General features: G+C 62.8%; 21 protein-coding genes. 5 read left to right on the top strand and 16 right to left on the bottom strand.

Features of this window, described 5'->3' with window-relative positions:
- Positions 1–17 precede the first annotated feature (17 nt).
- From VMV82_00280 to VMV82_00245, 8 genes are all read right to left on the bottom strand, one after another.
- Positions 18–3,116, bottom strand: a complete 3,099-nt coding sequence (locus tag VMV82_00280; protein ID HUY39994.1) for an error-prone DNA polymerase — start codon at positions 3,114–3,116, stop codon at positions 18–20.
- 24 nt (positions 3,117–3,140) lie between these two features.
- Positions 3,141–4,469 (bottom strand): hypothetical protein, encoded by a 1,329-nt coding sequence (locus VMV82_00275; protein HUY39993.1) that lies wholly within the window; start codon positions 4,467–4,469, stop codon positions 3,141–3,143.
- Positions 4,457–5,041: a hypothetical protein gene (locus VMV82_00270; protein HUY39992.1), complete on the bottom strand. Its 585-nt coding sequence runs from the start codon at positions 5,039–5,041 to the stop codon at positions 4,457–4,459. Before VMV82_00270 ends, VMV82_00275 begins: the two co-directional genes overlap by 13 nt.
- Before the next feature lie 84 nt (positions 5,042–5,125).
- The gene (locus VMV82_00265) at positions 5,126–5,995 is read right to left on the bottom strand and encodes a hypothetical protein (GenBank protein HUY39991.1); all 870 of its coding nucleotides are present in this window, start codon (positions 5,993–5,995) and stop codon (positions 5,126–5,128) included.
- Between the two features lie 110 nt (positions 5,996–6,105).
- Complete coding sequence (locus tag VMV82_00260; GenBank protein ID HUY39990.1) at positions 6,106–6,570, bottom strand: chemotaxis protein CheW; 465 nt, start codon at positions 6,568–6,570, stop codon at positions 6,106–6,108.
- Positions 6,571–8,292, bottom strand: a complete 1,722-nt coding sequence (locus tag VMV82_00255) for a chemotaxis protein CheA (GenBank protein HUY39989.1) — start codon at positions 8,290–8,292, stop codon at positions 6,571–6,573.
- A 48-nt stretch (positions 8,293–8,340) separates the two neighbouring features.
- The gene (locus VMV82_00250) at positions 8,341–8,949 is read right to left on the bottom strand and encodes a chemotaxis protein CheC (protein HUY39988.1); all 609 of its coding nucleotides are present in this window, start codon (positions 8,947–8,949) and stop codon (positions 8,341–8,343) included.
- Entirely contained in the window at positions 8,946–9,308 is a 363-nt protein-coding gene (locus VMV82_00245) for a response regulator (protein HUY39987.1), read from the bottom strand. Before VMV82_00245 ends, VMV82_00250 begins: the two co-directional genes overlap by 4 nt.
- A gap of 161 nt (positions 9,309–9,469) precedes the next feature.
- Here VMV82_00245 and VMV82_00240 point away from each other — a divergent pair, with 161 nt between their 5' ends.
- The gene (locus tag VMV82_00240) at positions 9,470–10,495 is read left to right on the top strand and encodes a hypothetical protein (GenBank protein HUY39986.1); all 1,026 of its coding nucleotides are present in this window, start codon (positions 9,470–9,472) and stop codon (positions 10,493–10,495) included.
- Here the strand turns inward: VMV82_00240 and VMV82_00235 are convergent.
- From VMV82_00235 to VMV82_00220, 4 genes are read right to left on the bottom strand one after another with little or no spacing between them, the layout of a single operon-like run.
- Positions 10,482–10,730 carry a flagellar biosynthetic protein FliO gene (locus tag VMV82_00235; protein HUY39985.1) on the bottom strand — a complete coding sequence of 83 codons (249 nt, stop codon included), beginning with the start codon at positions 10,728–10,730 and terminating at the stop codon, positions 10,482–10,484. The two genes, VMV82_00240 and VMV82_00235, sit on opposite strands and share 14 nt — an antisense overlap.
- A gap of 10 nt (positions 10,731–10,740) precedes the next feature.
- Positions 10,741–11,313, bottom strand: coding sequence for an aminodeoxychorismate/anthranilate synthase component II (locus tag VMV82_00230; protein HUY39984.1), 573 nt, complete (start codon positions 11,311–11,313; stop codon positions 10,741–10,743).
- Entirely contained in the window at positions 11,310–12,638 is a 1,329-nt protein-coding gene (locus VMV82_00225; GenBank protein ID HUY39983.1) for an anthranilate synthase component I family protein, read from the bottom strand. The genes VMV82_00230 and VMV82_00225 overlap by 4 nt, the downstream gene beginning before the upstream one ends.
- Positions 12,639–12,845: a hypothetical protein gene (locus tag VMV82_00220; protein ID HUY39982.1), complete on the bottom strand. Its 207-nt coding sequence runs from the start codon at positions 12,843–12,845 to the stop codon at positions 12,639–12,641.
- A gap of 655 nt (positions 12,846–13,500) precedes the next feature.
- Here VMV82_00220 and VMV82_00215 point away from each other — a divergent pair.
- On the top strand, positions 13,501–18,090 hold the full coding sequence (locus tag VMV82_00215) for a DUF6531 domain-containing protein (GenBank protein ID HUY39981.1): 4,590 nt from the start codon (positions 13,501–13,503) through the stop codon (positions 18,088–18,090).
- A gap of 17 nt (positions 18,091–18,107) precedes the next feature.
- Positions 18,108–18,479 carry a hypothetical protein gene (locus VMV82_00210; GenBank protein ID HUY39980.1) on the top strand — a complete coding sequence of 124 codons (372 nt, stop codon included), beginning with the start codon at positions 18,108–18,110 and terminating at the stop codon, positions 18,477–18,479.
- 223 nt (positions 18,480–18,702) lie between these two features.
- Here VMV82_00210 and VMV82_00205 read toward each other — a convergent pair whose 3' ends face one another.
- The 4 genes from VMV82_00205 to VMV82_00190 form a co-directional block, all read right to left on the bottom strand.
- Positions 18,703–19,050 (bottom strand): hypothetical protein, encoded by a 348-nt coding sequence (locus tag VMV82_00205; GenBank protein ID HUY39979.1) that lies wholly within the window; start codon positions 19,048–19,050, stop codon positions 18,703–18,705.
- A gap of 42 nt (positions 19,051–19,092) precedes the next feature.
- Positions 19,093–20,178, bottom strand: coding sequence for a hypothetical protein (locus VMV82_00200; GenBank protein ID HUY39978.1), 1,086 nt, complete (start codon positions 20,176–20,178; stop codon positions 19,093–19,095).
- 195 nt (positions 20,179–20,373) lie between these two features.
- A complete protein-coding gene (gene cas1 / locus VMV82_00195; protein ID HUY39977.1) occupies positions 20,374–21,753 on the bottom strand; it encodes a CRISPR-associated endonuclease Cas1 in 1,380 nt (459 codons plus the stop codon).
- A 108-nt stretch (positions 21,754–21,861) separates the two neighbouring features.
- Positions 21,862–22,991 (bottom strand): IS3 family transposase gene (locus VMV82_00190; protein ID HUY39976.1). Its coding sequence is split into 2 segments (ribosomal slippage): positions 21,862–22,709 and positions 22,709–22,991, totalling 1,131 coding nucleotides; the frame shifts between segments, so codons are not numbered across the junction.
- Between VMV82_00190 and VMV82_00185 the strand changes: the two genes are divergently transcribed.
- A complete protein-coding gene (locus tag VMV82_00185) occupies positions 22,955–23,848 on the top strand; it encodes a hypothetical protein (GenBank protein ID HUY39975.1) in 894 nt (297 codons plus the stop codon). The two genes, VMV82_00190 and VMV82_00185, sit on opposite strands and share 37 nt — an antisense overlap.
- 109 nt (positions 23,849–23,957) lie before the next feature.
- Complete coding sequence (locus VMV82_00180) at positions 23,958–24,815, top strand: hypothetical protein (protein HUY39974.1); 858 nt, start codon at positions 23,958–23,960, stop codon at positions 24,813–24,815.
- Positions 24,816–25,179 lie beyond the last annotated feature (364 nt).

Genomic DNA, 25,179 nt, shown 5'->3' with positions numbered 1-25,179 from the left:
CGGGAAGTTAGGCTTCCCTACCTGAAGTCATGGGCCTGCACGCCGTCGACGACGCCCTCGCTGTCGAAGCTGCGGACCGTGCGCGCAAGCAGGTCGATGCAGCCGCCCTCCCTCTGAAGTTTCCCTTCGACGACGAGCATGGGTGAGGTGTGAATTTCGCGACGATAGCGCTCGTACACGTCGGGGCGCACGATGACGTTGACCAGCCCAGTCTCGTCCTCGAGCGTGAGAAAAACGAATCCCTTCGCCGTTCCAGGGCGTTGGCGCGTAATGACGAGGCCGCCGACGCGGCATAGCAGATTGCGCGGCATCTCCGAAAGGCGTGCCGCCGGGATGACGCGCAGCCGCTCGAGCTGCGCGCGAAAGTGTTCGACGGCTTGGCCCTTGGGCGTGACGCCGGTCGACCACAGATCGAAGGCTGCGCTCTGCTTCGAGTCGAGTGCGGCAAAAGCGACCTGCGGTTCCTCGACGTCCATGAGCTTGCCGAGCGCACCGCGTGCCTCGCGCTCGTCGAGCGCGCGCAGCGCCCACATCGCTTCGCGCCGCGACGCAAACCACGGTGCGAACGCTCCGGCGACGGCGAGGTTCTCGATCGCCTCCTTTTCGAGTTGCGTCCGGCGCGTGAAATCGACGAGATCGCAAAAGCCGCCGCCGCGCAGCGCCGCCTCGAGCCGCGCGCGCTGCGCTTCGCCGAGCCCGCGCACGAGATGGAATCCCAGACGCAACGCGCCGTCTCTCTCGACGTGCGACCAGTACTCGCTTGCGTTTACTTCCACCGGCTTGACGGCGACGCCATGACGCTTGGCGTCGTTGACGAGCACTTCCGTTGAATAGAATCCCATCGGCTGCACATTGAGAATCGCCGCCGCAAAGATCGCGGGGAAATGGCATTTTACATATGCCGACGCGTAGGCGAGCAACGCGAAGCTCGCCGCATGCGATTCCGGAAATCCGTAATCCGCAAAACCCTCAAGCATGTGAAAGAGCTGCTCGGCGGCTGCGAGGTCGATACCGTTTGCGGTCATGCCGTTCACCAAACGGTCCCGAATTGCGCCCATGCGCTCGCGCGAGCGCTTGTGCCCCATCGCGCGCCGAAGCACGTCGGCTTCGCCCGGCGTGAAGCCGGCGGCTTCGATCGCCATGCGCATGCCTTGTTCTTGAAAGAGCGGCACGCCGAGCGTGCGCTCGAGCACCGCTTTGAGCTTGGGATGAGGATACGTCACCGGCTCCAGCCCCGAGCGCCGGCGCAGAAATGGATGGATCATCTGCCCTTGAATCGGCCCCGGACGAATGATCGCAACCTGCATCACGAGGTCGTAGAAGCAGGCCGGCTTCATGCGCGGGAGCATCGACTGTTGCGCGCGCGATTCGATCTGGAAGACGCCGATCGTATCGGCCCGCTGAATCATTGCGTACGTCTCGGGATCGTCGGGGGGAATCGTATGCAGCGCAAGAGGAGGCTGCGCAGCAGGAGCGAGTCTTGGATGACGAGCGGCGAGCGTCTCCGATGCCGACGCACGCTCCTCTCCCTCGCGACCTTCTCGAGCGTATCGGTTATGCAGTGCGAAGGCTTCGCGTAATAACGAGAGCATGCCCAAGCCGAGCAAGTCGATCTTGATGAGGCCGAGCTCTTGCAGATCGTCCTTGTCCAATTGCACGATCGTGCGATCGCGCATCGTCGCCCACTCCACCGGCGCAACGCGCACGAGCGGATCGCGCGTGATCACCATGCCGCCGGAGTGAATGCCCATGTGGCGCGGAAACGCACGCATCCTCGTACAGAAGCTCGCAAGCGGTTCGGGCAGTGCCTCTCCCGACGCATAGTCGCGAGCGAGGGCCTCAACGTCCTGAAGCGTGACACCGAACGCCTTGGCGACATCGCGGAGGGCGGAGCGACCGCCGTAGGTGATGACCTCCGCCGTCATCGCGGCATTCGTCCGGCCGTAACGCTCGTACACGTACTGGATGACGCGCTCGCGATCCTGATGCGCGAAGTCGATGTCGATGTCGGGAATCTCGTGCCGCTCTTCGGACATGAAGCGCTCGAAGAGCAACTTCATTCCAATCGGATCCACGGCGGTGATGCCGAGCACGTAGCAGACTGCGGAGTTCGCAGCGGATCCTCGACCTTGGCAGAGCACGCCGAGCTCGTGCGCGGCGCGCACGATATCCCAGACGATGAGGAAATAGCCGGCGAGATCCATCTTTGCGATGATGCCGAGCTCGTATTCCAATTGGCGCTCCACCTCCGAGCGCAGCGGCATACCGTAGCGTTCCGCCGCCCCGCGTGCGACGAGTTCGCGCAGATACGCGTGCGGCGTCGTGCCTTGCGCAACGGGAAAAAGCGGGAACTGCCCCACGATACGCCCCAGACGGAACGCACAGCGATGCGCGATTTCGATGGTCGCGTCGACGGCCTGCGGGCAATCGGCGAAGAGACGACGCATCGCGCGCGCCGATTTGAGGTGATATTCGGCATTCGGACGCAGGCGGTTCTCTGCACGCGCCTGCTCCAGCGTCGTCGTTTCCCTGATGCATGCGAGCACATCGGCGAGCAGCGCGTCGTCTTTGCGCGCGTACGCAACGCCGTTCGTCGCAACGACGGGAAGGTGCAGCGCGCGCGCCAGCGCAAACAGCCGGGCAGTGCGGCGCTCCTCCTCTTGCGTGAAGTGGCGTTGCAGCTCGAGATAGAGCGCTGCCGGGAATCGGTCGCGCAGCACGAGTACGCGCTTGCGCGTTGCGTGCTCGCCTCCGACGAGCGCGACGAGCCCGCCGCTCCTCCCTTCCAGATCCTCGATGCGTAAGCGCGCGTCGCCTTTGCTGCCGCGGAGCTGCGCACGCGAGATCAGCTCGCAAAGATTCGCGTATCCCATATCGTCCTCGACGAGCAATACGATGCGTCCGCCCTCCTCGAAGGTCAGCTCGCTGCCGATGATGGCGTCGATGCCACAGGATCGTGCGTGCACGGCAAAGCGTACCGCACCGTAGAGCCCGTCGCGATCGGTGAGCGCGATCCCCGCCAAACCGAGCTCGGCGGCGCGCTCGATCAACTCTTCGGGATGCGAGGCTCCCGCGAGAAACGTGAAGTTCGAGGAAACGTGGAGTTCGGCATACATCCTTCGACGCGCTCGAGGATGGCGTTAATCGTAGGCGCCGCGAAGATACCAGTGCGCTCCCTGCCGGTAGACGCGCACGAGCGACATGTCGTCGAGCAGAACGTCGTATTCGTCGCGCGAGACCGGATCGTTCGCGAACCAGCCCTCTTCTATTCGCCACGGACCACCGCACGAGAGCACGCGGTGCGGCCCGACGTAGGCGAGAACGCCCTTCTCCACGCGGACGGCAATCTCGCGGACGGCGAGCAGCCGAAGCTGCGACAGCAACGTTTCGTCACGTCGCTCTTTCGACTTCGCTCGCATCACGTGCTCGCAGAGTTTATCCCGAGCGCGCGAAGCGCGGTCGAGGGGCTCGGGACGACGCAGCGCAAACGGCTCGTACGAGAAACGGCGCTCGAGCGCGTGTGCCGCGCGGATGCGCGCGCGCCGCGGCGGTTCGCCGGTAATCACCTCCAGCCGCGCGATCGTCACCGCGACGGCGCGCGGATCGACATCGTCGGCGGGGAAGATCGGTAACGCCTCTCCGGCCTCTTCCAAGCGAACCGCGCGCAGACGCAATCCGACGATCGCACACGAGAACGCGCTGCCGGTGAGCTTCGCGCGCAGGATGTCGCCGAGCGTCTTTTCGTCGGAGCTGGGCGAGGCAACCGGTACGTCGATGCGCCGGTCGGTGCCGTCTTCGAGCTCCAGATCGAGATCGAGTGCACCGGCACGCTTCCCACAGCGTTCCAAATCTGCGCAGACGCGCGCGAGTACGACGCGCAACGCAAAGAAGAGCTGTGCCTCTTCTTCTACGCGGCCTTCGCCGAAGGCCGAAGCTTCGATGGCGACAGCATGCGCCCGAGGAAAGAACGGGGTGCGATCCTCGCCACGGGCGCAAGCGTGCCAATGCGCTGCATGCGGGCCAAAGCGCCGCACGAACGCTCCGTGCGGCAGTCGTGCGAGATCGCCGAGCGTCGTGACGCCGAGCAGGCGCAAACGCTCGCCTATGCGCTCGTCGACTGCGAGCAGATCGACGGCGAGCGGTGCGAGAAAGCAGCGTTCGGCGCCGGGTGCGCAGATCGTGCCGTCGCGCAGACGAGCCGCGGCGTAGGCCGCAAACTTGTTGGCGCCCGCGCCGATGCAGAGAGGAACGCCGTACGGTGCGAGGCACGAACGCGTCTGCTCGATCCAACGCAGAACGTCGCCCGGCACCCCTCGCATGTCGATATAGACGAGGCCGGGGCGAACGTCGTCGACGAGTGGCGAGACCGAATCGAGCGAATCGAGCATCGTTTCCCACGCCGGCTCCACTTGTGCAGCATCGGCCAGCACGCAAAGCAGCGTCGGCTCGGAGTGCGTTACGGCGAGCATGGTATCCGCACGCTTTCGTGGCGAACGTGGAAGCAAAACTCGTTGCCCGCCCGTTCGCAGCGCAGACGCAGCCCCGCGACCGCTGCCAGTTCCGTCTGTGCATGCATCGCGACGACGAGCAGCAACGCCCCGCTCTTGTGAGCGAGGCCCGCAAGGCGTACCCAGAGCGAGGAGCGCAGCGTGGGCGCATCGAGAGCGACGACGCCGCATGCCCGCGAGCGCAGCAACGCATCGGCGGCGCGCGCAGCAGCTACCGGCGCAGCGGCTGAGACGATCACGAGGCGCTCGAGCGCAACGCCCGCAGCGGCGAGATCGGGCGGGTAAAGCGCTCCGCTATCGATCACCGCCGCGAGGCCACGTTGCGTTCCCTGGGCGAGGAGGCGGGTTGCGAGCGCCCAACGCCCTGAGCCGGCAGGCCCCTCCAGCATCGTCAGCGTGCCTTTGGTGAAGCCACCGCCGAGCGCCCGGTCCAAGGCCGGAAGAGCGCTCGCGAGCCGCTCCCCTCGCACCGGCATGGCTGTGGAGCGCAGCCGCTCTCGCAGCTCTTCGAAGGCCAGTCTCGAGCTTGGCAAAGGGCGTGCCGGCAGACCCATGGGCCACCATGCTAATCGAACATACGTTCGATAGTCAATCCCCCCGCCGCTAGGGCGCTAGGGCTACCTGGGGTGCGGCGACGGCGTAGCAGCCCGGCGCGCGCACGAGTTCGCCGCCTCGACAATCGAATGGGATGCGATGTTCTCGCGCTCGTTCGTCTGCTGACGCACCCACTGCAAAGCGGCCGTCAAGCGCGAAAGCGGCGTGTTGCCGACCGACCCGGCGATGCCGGGAATCGAGAGCGGATCGATCTCGTACGGATTGGGGCTCAGGCCGGCCTGATCGTGGCCGGCGATCAGCGGGTTCGGCGTTGCAGGATTGGGCGAGTACGTCGTATCGTTCTGCGTGATCGCGTTGATGTTCCCGCCCGAGAGTCCTTCGTGCTGCATCTGCGCGAGCTGTTGCGTCTGCACGTAACCGTTGATGAGGTCCAACGATACGGCTTGCGTCGCGAGCGCTTTCAGAAGCTCGTTGCGCAATGCGTCGAGCCGGCGCTGGTCGTCCGTCTGCGGATTCGGTGGAAAGACGCTCGGGTCTTCGAGCTCGCGCTGCATTGCGAGAACGTTGTTTGCAAGCGGGCCAACGAGCTGCTCGAGATGATACAACGTGAGATCCCGCTCCGCCGTACTACTGTCTGCATCGCTCCCGGATTGGTTGACGTTGGCAAGATCTTGGTCGTACCGGTGAAACAACGGGGGGCTGTGAGCGATCGTGCGGTCGTTCTCCATCATCATGCCGATGACGGGCTTGATATGCCGCGCGAGCGCATCGCAGAGCGGGCTTGCTTGCCCGTGATAGATAACAGGCGGCGGTAGCGGCGTCTGATGCGCGGCGTGCGTGGGCCGCGGGTGAGGTGCGTTCGCGGGAGCGTGCGGAGACAGCACCGCGACGAGAGCGGCAAACCCAAGAACGGCGAGGATGCGAACGCGCATGCGATTCTTAGTCTACGACCAGAGCGGCCTCAGGTCCGCTTTTTCTCGCCCGGCGATGGCGAATCGCTCCGCACTCGTCATTTGACGTCGGCATCCGTGAAGCGACGGGATCAGGACAACAGAGACGCACCGTCCAAATCGTGGCGCTGCGGCGCGGAGATCACCATCGTCAGGTCCAGCAGGATGACGAGGCGATCACCGATCTTTCCTACCCCCTGAAGATAGTCCGCGCCCACTCCGGCGACCATCTCGGGCGCTTCCTCGATCGCTTCGATTGGGATCGTCAGCACTGCCGACGCGCTGTCGACCACGATGCCGACGCGCTTCGTGCCGACGTCGGTAACGATAATCCGCGTGCTCTTCGTCGGCACGATGCGCTCCATCCCGAATCGCGCGCGTAAATCGATGATGGGGATCAACTGACCGCGGAGATTGATAACCCCTTCGATGAAGTCCGGCGTCCGCGGAACGTGCGTGATCTCGGTCATCCGGATGATCTCTTGAATCTGCGAAATGTCGACGCCGTACTCTTCGGTGCCGATGTGGAAGGTCGCCACTTGAACGCTCTCTCCCACTTATGCCTCCGAAGCCGTCAGCTCGGTGCGCGCAATTTTCCCGCCGGCATAGGCATTGCTGACGAGGCCATGCACGTCGAGAATCAGCGAGATCGCGCCGCTGCCGAGAATCGTCGCTCCCGAGATTCCCGGGATGCGGCCGACCACGTCGGAGAGTGGCTTGATGACGATCTCCTGCTCGCCCTCGAAGGCGTCGACCACGAGGCCCACGTGGCGCCCCTGGATGCTCACGATGACGGCCATCGCCTTTTCCGGATCGCGCGGCGCCGGCAAGCCGAAGACGTCCGCTACGCGAATCAGGGGCACGATCTCATCGCGCAGCGTGACGACCTCGTTGCCCCGCACGGTGCGGATGTCGCCGATCTCCACGCGTTGCGATTCGGTAACCGCGTCGAGGGGAATCGCGTAGAGCTCCTTACCGACGCGCACGAGGAGCGCGGAAATGATAGCGAGCGTCAGCGGCAGTTTGATTTCGAAGTACGTGCCGAGCCCGGGCTCGCTGCGCACCTGAAAGAGCCCTTTCAAGCGCGCAACCGTCTTGACCACGACGTCCATGCCGACGCCGCGCCCGCTCAAGTCCGAGACGGCGTCTGCCGTCGAGAAACCTGGGCGCAGGATGAGGTCCACGAGCTCTTGGTCGCTCAAGCGCTCGTCGCGAGCAGTGATGCCCGCGGCAACGGCGCGGCTGCGAACGCGCTCGCGATCGATCCCCGCACCGTCGTCCGACATCTCGATGACGATCTGATTTCCAGCATGGTAGGCGTTGAGCGAGATCGTTCCGGTGCGCGGCTTGCCAGTTGCCTCACGAATGCTCGGCGACTCGATGCCGTGATCGACGCAGTTGCGCAGCAGGTGCATCAGCGGTTCGCCGATGTCGTCGACGATCGTTTTATCGAGCTCGGTGCTCGCGCCGGCGATCTGCAGCCGCACGTCCTTCCCCCGCGTGCGTGCGATGTCGCGCACGATGCGCGGAAAGCGCTCGAACACCCGTCCGATCGGCACCATCCGCACCTTCATGAGCGACTCTTGGATCTCGCCACTCGTCCGCGCGAGCAATCCGACGCTCTCGACGAGCGCTTTGCACGCAGGATCGTCGCCCGCTCGGGCGAGGGATGCGGCAATCTCACCGATCCGCGTGCGATTGATGACGAGCTCCCCAACGAGATTCAAGAGATGATCGAGGCGCTCGATGTCGACGCGAACCGTCGGCCGGCGCCCGGGGCCGGGGAGTTGCGGCGCGAGGGCGGCGGGAGATTCACCCGCGAGCATACGCGCAACGTCGGCTTCGAACGACTCCGCGGTCTCCATCGTGTCGCGCGCGTGCGCGACGCCGCCGAGCCGGTCGAGGAACTCGCGCAGGCCCGTCGGCGGAGGTGCGGCCGCGAGCGACGACGCGACCAGCGTCGTGAGCAGGTCGCGGCCGGTGAAGAGCAGCTCGACGCAGGAGTCGGAGAGCGGGATCTGCTCCGTGCGCAAGAGATCGCACAGGCTTTCCAGACCGTGGGCGAGATCGGCGACGTCCGCGAAGCCCAACATCGCCGCGTTGCCCTTGATCGTGTGCAATGCGCGAAAGAGTGCGTTGACGACCTCTGGATTCATGCTTGCGGACTTCGAGGATTCCTCGAGCCGCAGGACGTCGGCGTCGATGCGATGGAGCAGCTCCTCCGCTTCGTCGCGAAAGTATGCGACGAACTCCGCGCGGTCGAAGGGCTCGTCAGGCATCGCGGAGGCGTATTTCGGCTCGCTCGGGCCGCTCTCCGCTTCCGCTCGTTACGCTACGCCGAAGACCGAGAGGAGCGGCTCGAGCGAGCCCGCGTCGGGAATGAAGACGAACTCGCCCCCAATCGACGCGCTCTTGTCGAGGAAGAGGCTCTCGACGAGAAAGACGTCTTGGTCCGGCAAGATCGACATGAGGCTGTGGAACGTCGCCTGGACGCTCCCATAGGACAGCGTCGGCACCGACGGTTCGAGCCGGGTCGACGTGAGGTGCACGATTGCCGAGAGGTACGATCCGGCAACGATGTTGCCCAGCTCCTTGAGCGTCGACTCGGCGATCGAATCGTAGATCGTGATTTCGCCGATGACGCGCCGGATGAAGCGCGAGACAAACTCCACCGCTTGGCTGCGATCGAAGAGCACGACGATCTGCCCCGGCGCGTCGCCCCGCACGTACATGTGCAACGCCGCTACCGACTCCTTCAGGTGGCCCATGCGGCCGGCGAGATCGCGAAACTTGACGATGTCGATGCGTGGATCGACGAGCGCGATCTTCGTGTTGAGCAGCTGCGAGAGTGCCGTCGCGGCGTGACCGGCGCCGATATTGCCGATTTCCTTCAGCGCGTCTTTTTGCAGCTCGGTGAGCGTAGGGGCTGCGATCATGCAAGTACCTTGTTGAGCGTTTCGACGATTTTCGGCGGCTGGAACGGCTTCGTGATGAAGGACTTCGCACCAGCCTGAATCGCCTCGACGACCAGCGCCTGTTGCCCCATCGACGTGCACATGACGATGCGCGCCGCCGGATCGTGTGAAAGAATCTGCCTGACCGCAGCAATGCCGTCCATCTCGGGCATGACGACGTCCATCGTGACCAAGTCGGGGCGAAGCTGAACGTACTTCTCAACGGCTTCCACGCCATTCTGCGCTTCCCCGACGATTTCGAAGCCGCTCTTGGCGAGAATTCCCTTGATCATCATCCGCATCACGACGGCATCGTCGACGATGAGGACTCTCCGACTCACGCTACTCCCCACATTTCTAGCCATTCGGCCGTAGCCGCCGCCTTCTTTACGACGATGGCTCGACCGCTTGTAAAGCTTATGCAAGCCGCCCTGGGGGGATTGCCCTGTACGGCCTGCCAATAAGAGGGCTTGATCATGCCTTCTCCAAGGGGGAGCTCTTCTTGCAGCGTACGCTGGGCTTCATAACCGGCGCAGTAGGTGCCGCCATACTCCTCGCCGGATGCGGCAAAACGTACCCGGTCGGGGCAATCGCGCCCACGGCACCGCCGATCAAACCGTCCGTTACCAGCGTCTACACGCTGCCGACGCCGCCTGCCTCAGCACTTCCTCAGGGAATCGCTTCGGCTCCGAGCGTCTCGAACTGCGCGGCGGGCGTGATTTGGTTCACGGAGCAGAGCAATAACTCGATCGGTACGCTGAATCAGGCTGCGAAGTTCACGACCTTGCAACTGCCCAACGCCGGATCGCAACCCTATGGCATCACGTGCGGGCCTGACGGTCAGATCTGGTTCACCGAGTATGCGGGCAATCGGATCGGTCGCTACGACACGTCAACTGGAAACTTTGCCGAGTTCTCGATTCCGACGAGCTCGGCGCAGGCGACGTCGATCGTCCTTGGGGCCGACGGCGGACTGTGGTTCACCGAGTCCGGAACCGGCAAGATGGGTCGCGCCGACGCACAGACAGGCGCCATCACGGAGTATGCGACAGGCGGTACGACGCCGCTCGACGCGGCCGAGGGCTCGGACGGCAGCGTCTGGTTCACGCTCGAAGGCAGCAATCAGGTCGGCTCCATCACGACGGGCGGTGGCGTGACGCTCCACAACGTGAGCGCGGCATCGCAGCCGTTCGCCATCATCGCCGGCTCCGACCACGCGCTGTGGTTCACAGAACATGCCAGCGGCAAACTCGGGCGCATCGTGCCGAGCAACGGGGCCTTGACCGAAGTGGCGCTGACCGGATGCGCGTCTCCGGGTGCGCTGGAACAGGGCACCGATGGGAACTTCTACGTCCTCTGCAGCGGTGGCTCGCCCGTCGTCGTGCAGTACAACCCGCAGACGACGAAGCAGAAGTCGTTTGCGCTCAAGTCCGGATCGGTACCGCAAGAAGCCGTGATCGGGTTCGACAATAAGCTCTACTTCACCGATAGCGGCCTCAACGCACTCGATCAGTTCACGTATCAATAGCGTCCCGGACGACGGCCGCGCTTCCGCTGGCCACGAGCAGCTCGCGGTTGTCGATTCGCACGAGGTGCAGCGCAGCCTGGGGCGCGAGCGCAACGGTTTCCACGATCTGGATTCGCCGCGCTTCGTTGTTCTTTTGGAGGCGGCGCTGAAGGACGCGTCCGGCTAACGAGGCGGCTGCGAGCATCGCCGTCACGACGGCGAGCGCGAGAGCGTAACGAACGCCGAACTCCGCCACGAGCAGCCCGCTAGATTCCTTCGAGAAAGTTGTGCGCGAGGCGAGCGCCGTGCTCGCTCAGCACCGACTCGGGGTGAAACTGCACGGCATGCACGGGACGTTCCCGGTGCGCGATACCCTGGATGACGCCGTCTTCGCTGCGCGCCGTGACGGTGAGTTCCGCCGGAAGCGATTCGGGATCGAGCGCGAGCGAATGATACCGCGTTGCAATCAGCGGCGAGGGCAGGTCTTTGAAGACGCCGGTCCCCGTATGCTCGATGCGCGACGTCTTGCCGTGCATGAGGCGTGGAGCATGCTCGATCCGCGCGCCGAGCACCTCCCCGATCGCCTGTAACCCCAAGCACACGCCCAGCACGGGCATCCCGCTTTCGACGGCGGCTGCAATCGCGGAGAGGACCCGCGGAACCTCGCGCGGATGGCCCGGACCCGGACCGATCACGAGCGCCTCGTACCGCTCGAGCAGCTTAGGCGCGAGACGCGCGTCATCGCTGCGCACGACGTCGAGGTTCGCCCCCTGCGACGCCAGCAAATGCACGACGTTGTACGCGAATGAGTCGTAGTGGTCGACGTAGAGGACCTTCATGCGTCCACTCCGAGGACCTCACGGACGATGCGCGTCTTCCCGAGGATCTCGTCGTACTCGGCAGCCGGATCGCTGTCGGCCACGATGCCCGCGGAGGCTTGCCACCACGCGCGTCCGCCGTGCACGTGCACGCTGCGCAGCGTGATGCACGAATCGAAATCGCCGCCGTAGCTCCAGCGGCCGACACTTCCGGCGTAGAAGCCGCGCGTCACCGGCTCGAGTTCGTCGATGATCTGCATCGCGCGCATCTTGGGCGTTCCCGTGACCGTGCCGGCGGGAAAGCCGGCCCGAAAGAGGTCGAGCGCATCGCAGCCAGAGCGCAGCCTGCCGATGACGTCGGAGACGATGTGCATCACGTGACTGTAGCGCTCCACCTGGAGAAGCTCGTCGACGTCGATGCTGCCAACGTCGCATACCGAGCCGAGATCGTTACGCCCAAGGTCGACGAGCATGACGTGCTCGGCGCGCTCCTTCTCGTTGCTCAATAGCTCCTGTGCGATCCGCGCGTCGTCATCGTCGTTTTCGCCACGCGGCCGCGTGCCCGCGAGCGGGCGAATGCGTGCGCGATGCCCTTCGAGGCGAACGAGAAACTCCGGGCTCGCGCCGAGAAGCGTCCCAAACGGCGCGTCGACGTAGAACATATACGGCGACGCGTTGCGCCGCCGCAGGGCACGGTAGAGATCGAGCGCGTCGCCCTCCAACGCCGTGCCGAAGCGAATCCCGAGCTGGAGTTGATAGACGTCACCATCGTAGACGTGCTTCTTGACGGCATCGACGAGCGCCAGGTAACGATCGCGCTCGATGCTTTGGCAGACCGCGCCGGCGGCGCGAACGTCGCCGGGCAGCGACGGCATAGAGCGCTGCAGGCGGTCGACGTACCCGTCGATTCGGCGTTCGACCGCGCCGGCGTCGGCGCCGCAGCTCCAGATCGAGAGCGTGTCGGTGAAGTGATCGAAGATGAGCCAGCTGGCGGGGATCGCGACGTAGGCTGCCGGCATGCGAGGCACGTCTTGAACGCGGTCTGCCAGGTGCGCGAATGGCCGCGCCGCGTCGTACGAGAACGCGACGAGCGCTCCGCCGAGCGCGCCATCCCCGGCGGCGATGTGATGCGGCGCGATCCACGCGCGTATCTCGTCGAAGAGCGCGGTGCCGCCTTCGAACGCGCGCGCGTCGAGATAATCGACGCCGAGGAACGAGTAGCGCGAGATGCGCCCGCCGTGCTCGACCGATTCGAGCAGGCACGCGGGTCCGTTGCGGACGAGCGCGAGATACGCGCCGATCGGCGTGAAGACGTCGGCGGGGACGCGCCGCACGAGTGAGTGCATTTACATTTCCGGCCTTCGCTCGCGCGCGAGCCAAGCCTCGCGCCGGCGCAGCTCCAGCTTCTCGAGCACGGCGCGCTCCCGAGCGGCGGCCTGCAGCTCCGCGGCGGCGTGCAGGAAGGCGCGGCGGCGTTCCTCCTCGATCTTTCTGCGCACCTCGAGCAGCGGCTCGAGGCTGAAGCGCCGTTCACCCATCGTTCGGCTCGTCACGCGTCTACGGCGAGCGACTAGGGGGAGGCCACCCGCCCTTGTGGCGTGCGCTGGGAAAGTGGCCAGCGGAGCTGTGATTGTCCTACAGAGAGACCGGCAAGGAGAGCCGCCGTGAGCCCGATGCCAAGAGCCTTCGTCGGTGCGAATACAGGTCGCCGAGCGCGAAGTTGACGACCAGTCGATGAGCCTTCTGAACGATGCCGCGGTCGCGAACGTTTGCGAAGCTAATAATACGCTTAACGACGTGGAAGAGATGCTCTACCCGCGAGGCTAAGACGCAAGGCGCGATGGCTGCTAGTAGGCCGCGCGGCTCGGGCTTAAGCCTTGTTCTCAACGGCAAACGGTAGTACGCTTGGGCCAGGAGGGCTCTTCCATGCGGCGTGTGGTTCCCTGGGCTCTGGTCATTGCTATCGTCGCGCAGTTGGCGGAAGTCTCGGCGACTGCAGCTAGGGCGGGAGCAAGTCCTCGCACGTCGCGCGAAGTTGCGATGCACGCTCCCCCGCCTGCGATTCCTCGGGTCATCCCAGTGCTACGTCCTCCGAACGCGAGCCGCTCGGGTCAGGCCCGCCTCGTGAAGCGACGAGGGAAACCCGCACCTGTTCCCGGCCTTCACCGCCCGCGGCCGGTTCGTCCGCGCACGGCACCTCGCGATCCGATGGCGACGCGACGGACTGGCGCCGCGCTAACCCCGCTAGCCGATCCGCCTCCGCCGACGACCGGCATCAATCATTACTGGACGTACGAGGAAGAGCCGCTACCCGGCATCGGTAAGGCGATGGTGAATGTTGGCAATGGCAACACGCTCGTGCAAGTCAACGACCTCGACATCCCGGAGCGCGGCATCGACCTCGCGTTTCGCCGCAGCTATAACTCTCAGAGCGGGCATGACGCGAACAACAGTGACGGAAGTACGCCCTCGGTCTTCGGCAACGGTTGGACGAACACGTTCGACGCGCACCTCGCCTATGACTCAGCCGACAACATCATCCAGGTCTACGACATCGACGGTGCACGGTACGACTACACGAGCAACGGCCAGGGCAGTTGGACGCCCCCTTCCGGCCAGTATGCGCAACTCACCAGCGACGGTTCCTGCGGTTACTACTGGACGAAGAAGACCGGCACGGCCTACTATTTCGAGGCGCCGAACCAGCCATCGACGTGTGGAACGCAGATTCCGGCGGGGTTAGCAGGGCGCATTCTTGCGATTCAAGGCCGCAACATCAACAACGCCCTAACCTTCACGTATTCGTGGGTCAACGGCGACGCAAGCAATCCCGAAAACCTTACGCAGATCGTCGTGCAGCACAGCGACGGGCAGTCGTTGACGCTCACGTTCGGCTTGCTCAATGGGACAGGCCCGGACGAGCTGCAGTCGATTTCCCGCCCGGACGGCGCAACGGTCTCCTACGAGTACGACAGCGGTGGCGACCTTCTCGAAGTAGATCGCCCCGGAAATGCGACCATCTCGGCGCCAACGTGCAGTAGTACGAATACGGCGTGCACCCCTGAGACGTACACGTACGGCTCCGGCTACCTGCTCGCGACGGCAAACTCGCCGCGCTACACCGTGAGCCAGCGAAATAACGGCGGTGTAGCTCAAGAAGGCGATACCGTCAACCTCGCATTCGATGCCAGCAGGCGCGCGACATCGATGACGGACTACGGCGTGGTGAACTTTATCCCTCAAGATGGCGTGAGCCCGACCCTACCCGATCCCTCGCAGCGACCGTTGCAGCCATCGCCGGTCCCGACCGGCCTGCAGACGTGGTACACGGAGAGTTTCTCGGGGTACGGTTCCGGCGTCACGACGGTGAGTGACTCGGACGGGCATTCGCGCATGTGGACCGCCGATAGCCTGTGGCGCGTGACCGAGACGCAGGAATGGACCGGGTCACAGTGGCTCGTGAGTTATCAAACTTGGGATGGCAACGACAACCTGCTCACGTTCACGGACGAGCGTGGCAACGTGACGACCTTCGCGTACGACGGCAACGGCAACGCGATCATGGAGGCGCAGCCCTCGGTCACGACCTCGATGGGCACGTTCCAGCCGACCGCGTGGTACCAGTACGACCAGTACAGCAATCTCCTCTACTACTGCGATCCGAATTGGGTGCATCAGCACAACGGCGACTATCCGGGCGGCAGCGATCCCTGCACGGGCAGTCCGAGCGGCGTCGTGCACTACGTCTGGGCAACGGGCTCAGCGCCTGAGATTTATGGTGAGCTGAGCGATACCTACACGCCACTGGGCTACCATCACCATCTCGCGTACGATAGCAACGGCATGCCGCTCTCGGTCGTGGGCGATACGATCACGCAAGCGGACAGCACCCAGCGCACGCCGACGCAGAGTTTCACCTACGACGCGTACGGCAACCTTCAGACGTACAATCCCGGCAACGGCACGTGGCATCTCACCTATGACACCCTGAACCGGGTACTGACGCGCGAAGACCCAGACGGCGTCTACTCGTATATCTGCTACTACGCCGACGGCAGCACGCACTACAGCGAAACCTCCTACCAGCGCGCCCGTGACGGTGGCTCATCAACTTGCCATGCTACGCCGCCCGGCATCTACGCGACTGCGTTCTCCTACGATGCCGATGGCGATAGGCTCACGCAGACCGCGGTGCATGGCGGAACGTGGGTGTCGAACTCTGCGCCAACTCTGCCGACGGCGCAAGGGATCACGTACAAGTTCTACGACGCCGATGACCGACTCGTCGAGGTCGAGCAGCCGTACGATGCAACGAGCGATACGTACACCAATCCGTGGATCACGCGCTATTTCTACGATCTGTCGCAGAATGGGCACGTGAGCTTCAACTACGGAGGAACGAACTACAGCGCGCACGGCAACCTCTTTAAGACGGTAGAGCTACTGCCTTCGGGCACAACGTACTCGGCTACGCGCGGGTACCTCCCTGCGACTCCCGAGCCCTCACCCACGCCGGTTGCCAATACCGCCTACCAGGATACAAAAGGAACCGCGTTCGACGCCCTGGATCGCCCGACCGCAAAATACTCGTTCGTCGCACCGCAGAGCACGCCGGGTCCGGACACCGTGAATACCGAGACCCTCACCTACGACAGCGCGCCGACGACGCTTGGGCTGCTCGCGCAAGACTGCAACGCGCTCAGCCAGTGCCAAACCTTCAGTTACGATGCACGCGGCTCCGAGTCTTCACTGACCTTCAGCGACTCGACCCCAAGCCGCACGATGGCCTACGATCCGGACGGCCGCCTCACGTCGGCCACGTCCTCAACGTTTGGAACGCAGAGTTACACGTACGATGCGGACGGCAGGCTCAGCACGAGCCAAGACCCCGGCGGCGGAGGGGTTACTTCGCCTGCGTTGCTCACCCATCACTATTACGCCGATGGCAAAGAAGAGGGCCTCGACGTCAGCTCCTCGGCGCTTAGCCAGAGCGGACTCTTCGCGTACTCCTACCGCACGGATGGCCGAATTCAAACGCAAGCAGTCAATGACGCGAGCGTTCCGGGGATTGTGAACCCCGGAACCACAACAGTATCGTACACGTACACGGCCGCGGGCCGCTTGACGCAGCGAGCCGAGTCCGGCGCCGCGGCCAATAGCACGCCGACGAGATTCACGTACGACACGAACGGCAACGAGATCACGAATACAACTCCGGGTGCAGCGCTCTCTTCTATGGAGTACAGCGCGGAAAATGAGATGCTTGGCTTTACCGGGCCGACTGCCCCGCTGGGCGGGAGCGCGACATACTCGTATAACGCACGCGGTGAGCTAACGCGTTGGCCGACGCAACAGTTCGGCATCAATAGCCCCTTCCCAGTCTGGTATGCGGACGGCGCGCAAGTACACCAGGACTACTATGGTTACGTCACGTGGGATGACCGCATGGCCGTCGCGACGCAGACCGAAAGTGCCGCGACGGGCTCTTTCGGCAAAGCGTTCGACGCTGCTGGAAGGCTGACTTCGTGGCAGAGCAGCACCGGCACCGGTTGCGGTTCAAGTGCCGGCCGTTCCTACGATGCGGAGAATCACACGATAACGACCTCCGCCGACTATCCCGACTTTCAGTGCAATTCGCAGTTGCTTTCGAACACGGTTGCCTGGGGCCCGAATGGGCATCCCATCATGGTGGGTATTAGTTCCACGCAGCGCGACACGCTGCACTGGGACGGCGACGTGTTGCTGTTTACGACGAACAGCTCCGGGCAGCTTGATGATATCAAGATCGGTGCGCAGGGCGACATTCTGCCGCGCGATCCCAAGTACAAGGGCCTCACATTTTACGACCGCGATCCGAGCGGCGGCGCAATGGGCTGTCACAATGCCACGGGCGCAACCTACATCGGGCCGAGCGAGACGTACTCGCGGACGACGACCGGCAAGATCGGGTCAGTCACGTACGCTGTGTCACCGTGTTCGACTAACACGCGGTTCGCGCACGTTACCGGAACACCATCCATGCCTACTTCCGTCATGTGGTGGAGCAGCCCGACGAGCAGCCTCGGCTTTGCGCCAGGCATAGGCGCTGGCGGTGTGCTCGGCATGCCGCGCACCGATGGCTATGCCGACGGCACGGACAGTATTCAGGGTACACGTACGTACGACCCCAACGTTGGAACGTGGACGACGCCCGATGTTTACGCCGGCAATGTTAGCGATCCAGCATCGCAGAAGTCGTATATGTGGAACGGAAATAACCCAGTCCAGTTTTCGGACCCAAGCGGCTACTGTCCTGAATGCATCGTAGAGATCGTTGAGGAGGGCGGGGCGGCGATCGAGGAAGGCATCGAGCTAGGCGCCGAACTTAGCGGAGATGCTCGCGCTGCAACGGCAATCGAACAAGCTTCGGAACTTACGCGCACGGCGGAAACAGCGGCGGACTTTGCCAAGAGCCAGGCAAATACGAGCACGGCTCTTCGCAACGTCGCCCGGCAACTGTTCCAAGAGAGCGACAGGACACCGGGTGGGACCGCTAACGCGGTGCGTTCCGAGCTCGCAAACGGCAGGCAGGTAGGAGGAAAGTTCCACCTAGAAAAAGGAGCGATCTTGATCCGTACATTGCAAAATATACTTTCCGGAAAGAGCGGTGCGTTAACGCAAGCGGAGCGCGCGGCCGCGAATAGCCTGCTGAAAGACTTGCAGCAGGCCTACGGTAGGTACGACCCGAACAGCTTTATCAGGAACAACGTTCCACCGCCGGTCGCGCCCGAGCCTAAGCCAGCGCCGCCACCGAAGTAGTGTCACTGTTGGTAAGTGTGATTCGCTACGACGACATACCTCAGCTAATCAAGGATTATCTCCCGGACTCAGTGGCGATGGTCGACCGAGAACTGGCAGACTACCCGGACCTAGTGCCAAGTTATGTCATTCTTGGCCAGATCATGGGTCCGCTACAGGACACGCTGACGAAGGGACGCCCTGACCACGGCACGACGAAACGCCTACAGTCGCTGTTTCGACTTACCGAAAAAGTGCTGGCAGAAGGCGATTCGCGTTCACAGGATGTTTTCGTCTTGGAGGTCATCCAGCCGCTCGCGAGCCCAAAACTTGCCGGGCTCGCTCTCGACGAACTCCTAGGGCCTAGAGGACGCGCAGAGCTCGAAGCGTTTAAGAGATGGGAAAGCTGAACACGTTTCAGAACTGCTCGTCTTCCTGGAGGCTCTATGATGCGGCGCTGAGATAAGAATAGGCAGCGGCATTTCATTTCGCCGACCTGAGCCCAGCCGCGAAGCGACATTCGCGAAAACCGGACGTTTGGGAGCCCTTATGTAGTATCCGTCGACGAATCCCATGGGATACTACACAAGGGCGCGCAAACGTCCGGTTTCGGGGGCGCGGGGCGCATGGCTTCTATATCGCCGGAAGCCTGATCCCCAGAACCGTAAGCGCCACTCCCAAAATGAAACCGAAGACGAAGTGGGTGGGCAGCGACCATAGCAAGTTCCATCCCTGACAGACATGCTTTGCCAGGAGCCGCAACCTGCCGTACAGCAAAACGGTCGCGGGGATCGTTATCCATCCGGTAAGCAGCAATCCCAGTGGCCACATTAGCACGAGGGTCAGCATGTCGAACAGCTCCAGCTGATTCAGTTGTAGTGCGGATTCCCATTTAAAGGGACTGTAGCTGAACAAGTATAGACCGTCCCCAAAGCCGAAGGCTGCGGCGATACCGGGCAGCGAAAGCAGAGCCAGCCTCATCGCCCTCTTCATATCGTGCCTCCGTCACAATTGCTGCGTAACTCAAAACCCAATCGCACGCTGCTCCTGATCGGCGCTGCCGCCCAGTCCCTCGCTCTCTTCGAGCAGGGCTTGAGTAAAGAGGCTCCCGTTAAGCCCGTGAATCGGGACGTTCCAGCCTGGTACCCAGCCCGGCGCGCCCGGAGGGGCTTGCGAGTTGAATCCCGCCGCGTTCAGGTTTGCGGACAGTGCGCTATTAGAATTATTGAAGACAATGTCGTATGGCACCTTGTTGTTTGGCCACTTATTGTAGTAGTCGTTCAGAGGTCTTTCCCACGCACATTGACCGTGACAACTCCCAACTTCCGTTAGGGCGTTGCTCCTTTTCGCTTGCTCCGCGTTTCGCAGCGTCTGGTCATCGTCATAGTGATTATTGAGACGTGGTGGTCGCGTTCCGCTGGGCCCATAGGAATACGTCTTCACGATGTTGCCGTTATCGTTTTCAAGCACAGCGTAGGCGTGCCACGCAACTACGGTTACAACGACGGTAGGAATTCCCTGGACCGGGATGATGAGCGCGGTAGCAAACGCGACCGAATATCCAATCCAGAGGCTATCAAAGCCGGTCGGATCAGAGTACTGCACCGGGCTGTTGCTGTTCCACATGTACGACTTCTGTGATGCGGGATCGTTAGCGTCGCCAGCATACGCATCGGGCGTCGTCCACGTGCCGGTGCTCGAATCATACGTACGGGCGCCCTGAATGGAATCTGTTCCGTCGGCGTAACCATCGGTGCGGGGCATGCCGAGCACGCTACCTGCGCCTACACCCGATGGAAAGCCCACCCCAGCCGACGGGCTGCTCCACCACATGACGGAAGTAGGCATGGATGGTGTTCCGGTAACGTGCGCGAACCGCGTGTTAGTCGAACACGGTGACACAGCGTACGTGACTGACCGGATCTTGCCGGTCGTCGTGCGTGCGTATGTTTCACTCGGACCGATGTAGGTCGCGCCCGTAGCGTTATGACAACCCATCGCGCCACCTCCTGGATCGCGGTCGTAAAACGTCAGGCCCTTGTACTTGGGGTCAAGCGGCAGAATGTCGCCCTGGGCACCGATCTTGATATCGTCAAGCTGCCCCCCCAAACCATTATTGTTTCGGGCGTCGCGTCAGGTAGGCGATACTGAGCACGCCGGCGAGGAGACCGAAGATGATGCCTAGCGAATTCGAGAAGTGTAGCGCATCCGGACGGTACGAGCGCCATGTGTAGATTGCCCGCCCGGTCAAGTACACCGCATAGGCTAGCCAGAACACCACGAACCACGGTCGATAGCGAAGGCTCACGGCGTCCGTCGCGCGGCGCGGTAACCCTGCATCTGGATCGCTTTGCGGGCACGCATTTCGTCGGGAGTAAGCCCGAGACTCCGCCTGCGATTGCTCTCCGCTAGCTTTGCGCCGCGCTTCTTGGCCGCCTCGCCGCCGTGCCCCGGACTTAGTCCCGCTGCGCGCATCTCAGCAAGCCGCGCTTGAGCCTTTTCGATGGGCCTCGCGATCTCGACGCTGTAGCTCAGGTAGCACGGCCGCCCGCAGAACTTCAAGCCCTTGCGCGGCAGTGGCTCCTTGCAATACGCGCACGTTGACTGCGCCCAAGCCTCGCGCCGCTGAGCGATTGGCTTCGGCGCCGCGCGGAAGAGCTTGAGCGGCACAGTGATCCGGCGCAGCTGCTTCGCATAGTCGTTCGCAATCTCTAGCGCCGCTTTGCCGAATCGCGGCATGAGGCTCTTCGCGAGGAGTTCCGTCAGATCGGGATCGAGCCGCACGATCCCGGCGCGCAGCTCGTGGAACATGGCGGGGTGCAGCTTCTCTTTGCGCAGGAGTTCCAGCGTCCAAACGTCAGCCTTCGCACGCAGCGGTTCAAGTAGGTCGAAGATGAAAGACTCGCGCAGTCGAGCGTCCACGTGCAGCAGCCCTAAGTCCGGGTCGAGCCCCACGGCCTCACAAGCGATTCGCGTTTCCACCTCCAGCAGCGTGTAGCAGTAGTTGAGGGTCGCATTAAAGGCGTCAGTTGCGTCGCGCACGCGACCCCGCCCACCACTCGCGCGTGGCGAGATAGCCGCCCAATGCGCGGGAATGCGTTTGTAGGCCCATTCGCGCCAAGGCAGTGGCGTGGCAGTGAGCAGTTCCCAGTACGCTTGCGCCGCGTTGCCCTCCAGCACCAGGAAATCGTCCAAGGTCTTAGCAGTCGCGAGTGACGCCTTGCAGGATTCGATCTGCTTGACCGATGCGGAGCGAGATTGCGCGCTGCCTACGCCCAGGCGTGCGAAATCGTGGGTTATCGCACTAACCTGCGAGTCCAGCTTGCGCGTAAGGAGATAGCGCGCGAGACCCCACGCATCGTCTGTCGTGCCTGCCACGGCCTGAGCACGCTTCACGGGCCCGTCGTACGGCTGGTCCGGGATCATACAGTTGAGCAGGGTGCTATCGGAGGCGACGAACGAGAGCGCGATGCCCATGCGCGCGCACCAGTCGATAGCAGGCATGGAAATCGTGCCGCCCGGCGCGCGCACGACGATGCGCTTGACCTCGCAGCGGCCACGCGGGAAGCGAATCTCGCGAACTTTCCCTTCGCTCGGAAAGCCGTCGCGTATAACGATGTGACCGCGTTCTACGTATAACCTGGCATCGTAGCCTTCGATGGTAAGAACGCTAGGATCGGTCATTATTCTACCTCCTTAACTGATATAGCTCCCACGAAGTAGTCGCCGAACAGAGGTGGCGCCGGTTTTTTGAACGGCGGATAGCCTCTCGTTAAGTGATAACTCCGCAGGTTAGGCCGCCTCTGCGGCCGGTGTGGTGAAGTATACGGCATCGGGTGTGCGCCCGTCGAGCGACGAGTGCGGCCGTAGGCCGCTGTAGAAGTCGATGTACTTGCCGATGGCGCGGCGAGCTTCCGAGGTACTCTCGTATGCGTGCAGGTAGACTTCCTCGTACTTGAGCGAGCGCCAGAAGCGCTCGACGAAGACGTTGTCGCGCCAGCAGCCTTTGCCATCCATGCTCAGCGCGATGCCATGCTCCTCGCGAATGAGCTGCACGAAATCGTGATCGGTGAATTGGCTGCCTTGGTCGGTGTTGAATATCTCGGGCTTGCCGTACGTCGCGATCGCTTCTTGCACCGCCTCGATGCAGAAATCCGTCGTGAGCGTATTCGAGAGGCGCCACGAGAGCACGCGGCGCGTCGCCCAATCGAGAACGGCGAACAGGTAGAGGAAGCCGCGACGCATCGGGATATAGCTGATGTCCGCAGCCCACACGTGGTTCGGGTGATCGATGACGAGGTTGCGCAGCAAGTATGGGAAGACCGGATGCTCGGGATTGCGCTTAGAGGTCCGTTGCTTGCGGTAGAGCGCTTCGATGCCCATCAGGCGCATGAGCCGCGCGACATGCCTACGTCCCAGGGGGGCGTAGCCCTTGCCTTTGAGCAGATCGCGCAGCATCCGAGCCCCGGCGAACGGGTAGTCCAAGTGCAGCCGATCGATCTCGCGCATCAGCTCCAGATCGGCGGCCGACACGGGTTTCGGTTGGTAGTACAGCGAGCCGCGGGAGAGGCGAAGGATTTCGGCTTGGCGCGTCAGCGACAGATCGTGCTCGCGGTCGATCATCGCCGTACGCTCGGACCGCCGACGCGCCCGAGCGCCTTCTCTAAAAAATCGTTCTCCAGCGCGAGCTGCCCGATCTTCGCGTGTAATGCCTGAAGGTCGGGGCTCTCGTCGGCTTTCGCAGTACTGCCGAAAACCGCAGCTGCGCTTTCGAGCAGCTGCGTCTTCCATTGCGCAATCTGGTTCGGATGGATATCGAACCGCTTCGCCAGCTCCGAGATCGTCAGCGTCCCCTGGATCGCGGCGATGGCCACCTTTGCTTTAAATGCCGGAGAATGGTTCCGGCGGGCGCGTCGTGTCAAGATCTGCTCCTTTTCTGAAGGCTCTTTCGCCTTCGACGGAGCGGATTCATCACTTAGAGGGGTGTTCGATTAACCGAGGCCACCTCTACGGTTACACCGACGGAACGGATTCCATTCAGGGCGCCCGTACGTATGATTCGAGCACCGGCACGTGGACCACCCCCGACGCCTACGCAGGTAACGTTGACGCCCCTGCGTCCCAAAAGTCCTATATGTGGAACGGGAACAATCCAGAAGCGTACAGCGACCCGACGGGGTTTCTGACTCAGGCACAGGAGACCCAAATAGGGGCCTGGATGGCCGGGCAGCCGAACCAGATTCTCGAGTCGTGCAGCACGTACGTGGAAGACGCCTACAAAGGGGCCCTCGATATTAACCTCCACGAACTGATAGTATCTGATTATTGGCAACATGTTTTTGAGATGAACGGCTATAACATGCACGGTCTGTTCTCAAACAAACCCGATCTGGACACGGAGAACATGCACCATTACTTCGCGATCCACGATGAACTGCGGCAATTCACCGGCGGGGGTATGCACGTAGGAGACATAATCTTCGTAAACTTCGGCGGTCACGAAGATCATGTTGCAATCGTTGGGGCCGTTGAGCATGGGGTTCCAACGTCGGTCTACGAATCTCAGGGTATCAATCCGAACAGCGGGACCATAAGGAAAAGCTGGTCGAACTTTCAGCATTCCGTGCGTGCGGAGGGCGGAACCCTAGACAGCTATGCCCGAGTAACCCTAGTCAACGGGAGCGGGTCAAAGAATTACTTCGGCAACGGCGACCCGTTCAACGGCGGCGGGAGTAAGGACAATGCGCAGCCGCTCCTTACCGATGCTTCGCAGTTGTGAAAGGCGCAGTATGCTCCTAACCCCGCGTGCCGTTTGGCAAAAGCCTCAAGTCTCGCGTCGCCGACCCCGGGATTCTCAGGCACCGGATTCCACGAATGCAGGGCGATGGATGGCGACGCCGCTCTGTGCAATAGGAATTATTGCCGCAATCGAGTGCGGGTGCGCCGCGTCGCACCGGCAAGGATACGTCACGGGCGTGCCGGGCGTTTTGTATGCATACGCCGTTGAGCGCCGCGGCGAGGACAAGCCCGCGCGCATTGGCACATATGTTGTGGCCGGGCGCAGGATGGGTTTTATCTCAGGCAGGTTCGTAACGGTTGCCCGCCGCAACGCGGCTGCGACCCTGGAGGTTCCCACTAATGACAGATCGGGCCAGGTTACGTATCGTGGCGGGCCCGTTTTGCTTGGGCATCACTGCGAAGTTCCGAATGTGGCGTTGTCGCCGAACGGGTCCCGCGGAGCCTGCATCGAGTTCCTTGCCGGCAAGGGGAAGGAACAGTTACTCGTGTTTGATTTCAGTCACGCACCGAAGGTCTTGGTGAGGATTGCTCTGGTTGGCGCCATAGACAACCCACTCCCCTCTTCTCTCGCCTTCGTCGGCGACAATGCCGTAGCATTCATCAATGGAGACAGCGCGTGCTCCAGTAGCTTGCCGAGAATGCTTCTTGAGCCTACGGCAGCCTACATCCTAAGACTATATAGCGGCTCCGTTCGGAGGATAGGCTGCGCGAGCGGAGTTGTTGCTCAGGATTCATCTGTCCCCGCACTCTTGGGGTACGGTAGCAGCGGTGATGATCCCACGTACTCGCTTGATGGAGGGAAGCACTGGTACCACGGCGATCTCGCGTGCATCACGGGTGGCGGCAGGCCCGCCTTGCTAACGGACGGGGATTGGATCCTGGCGGTTGGGACACACATAGTCTTGCATGGGCACTACACACCCGTGTGCTCCTGGACGGTGACTTGAGGGCGGGAAATCTTCGCCCGTTGAAACTGTGAGATATCGGGGGAGGCTGGCCAAGGAGACCCCATCGTGAAGAGGTCCAAGTCTTCTGAGACCCAGATCGTCGGGGCGCTCAAGAAGCTGGAAGCGGAGACACCTTTGCGATCTTGGACGATTGGTCTCAGCGGGTGCCCGGCGCGGCGATATAGCCCGCGCCCCCGCGGAACCGGACGTTAGAGCGCCCTTATGTAGTATCCCTCGACGAATCCCATCGTCGCCATGAGGCATTGGTTCGCAACGACACCGTCGAGCGCGCGCGCCAAGGGCGCGGAGCGTTTGCCGCGCAATGAGTGGCGCTGCCTGCATGGTGGGCTTTAAAACGCGCTCG

This window comes from Candidatus Dormiibacterota bacterium, assembly GCA_035532035.1.
GTDB lineage: Bacteria > Vulcanimicrobiota > Vulcanimicrobiia > Vulcanimicrobiales > Vulcanimicrobiaceae > Tyrphobacter.
This window is presented reverse-complemented; position numbering and strand designations above follow the sequence as displayed.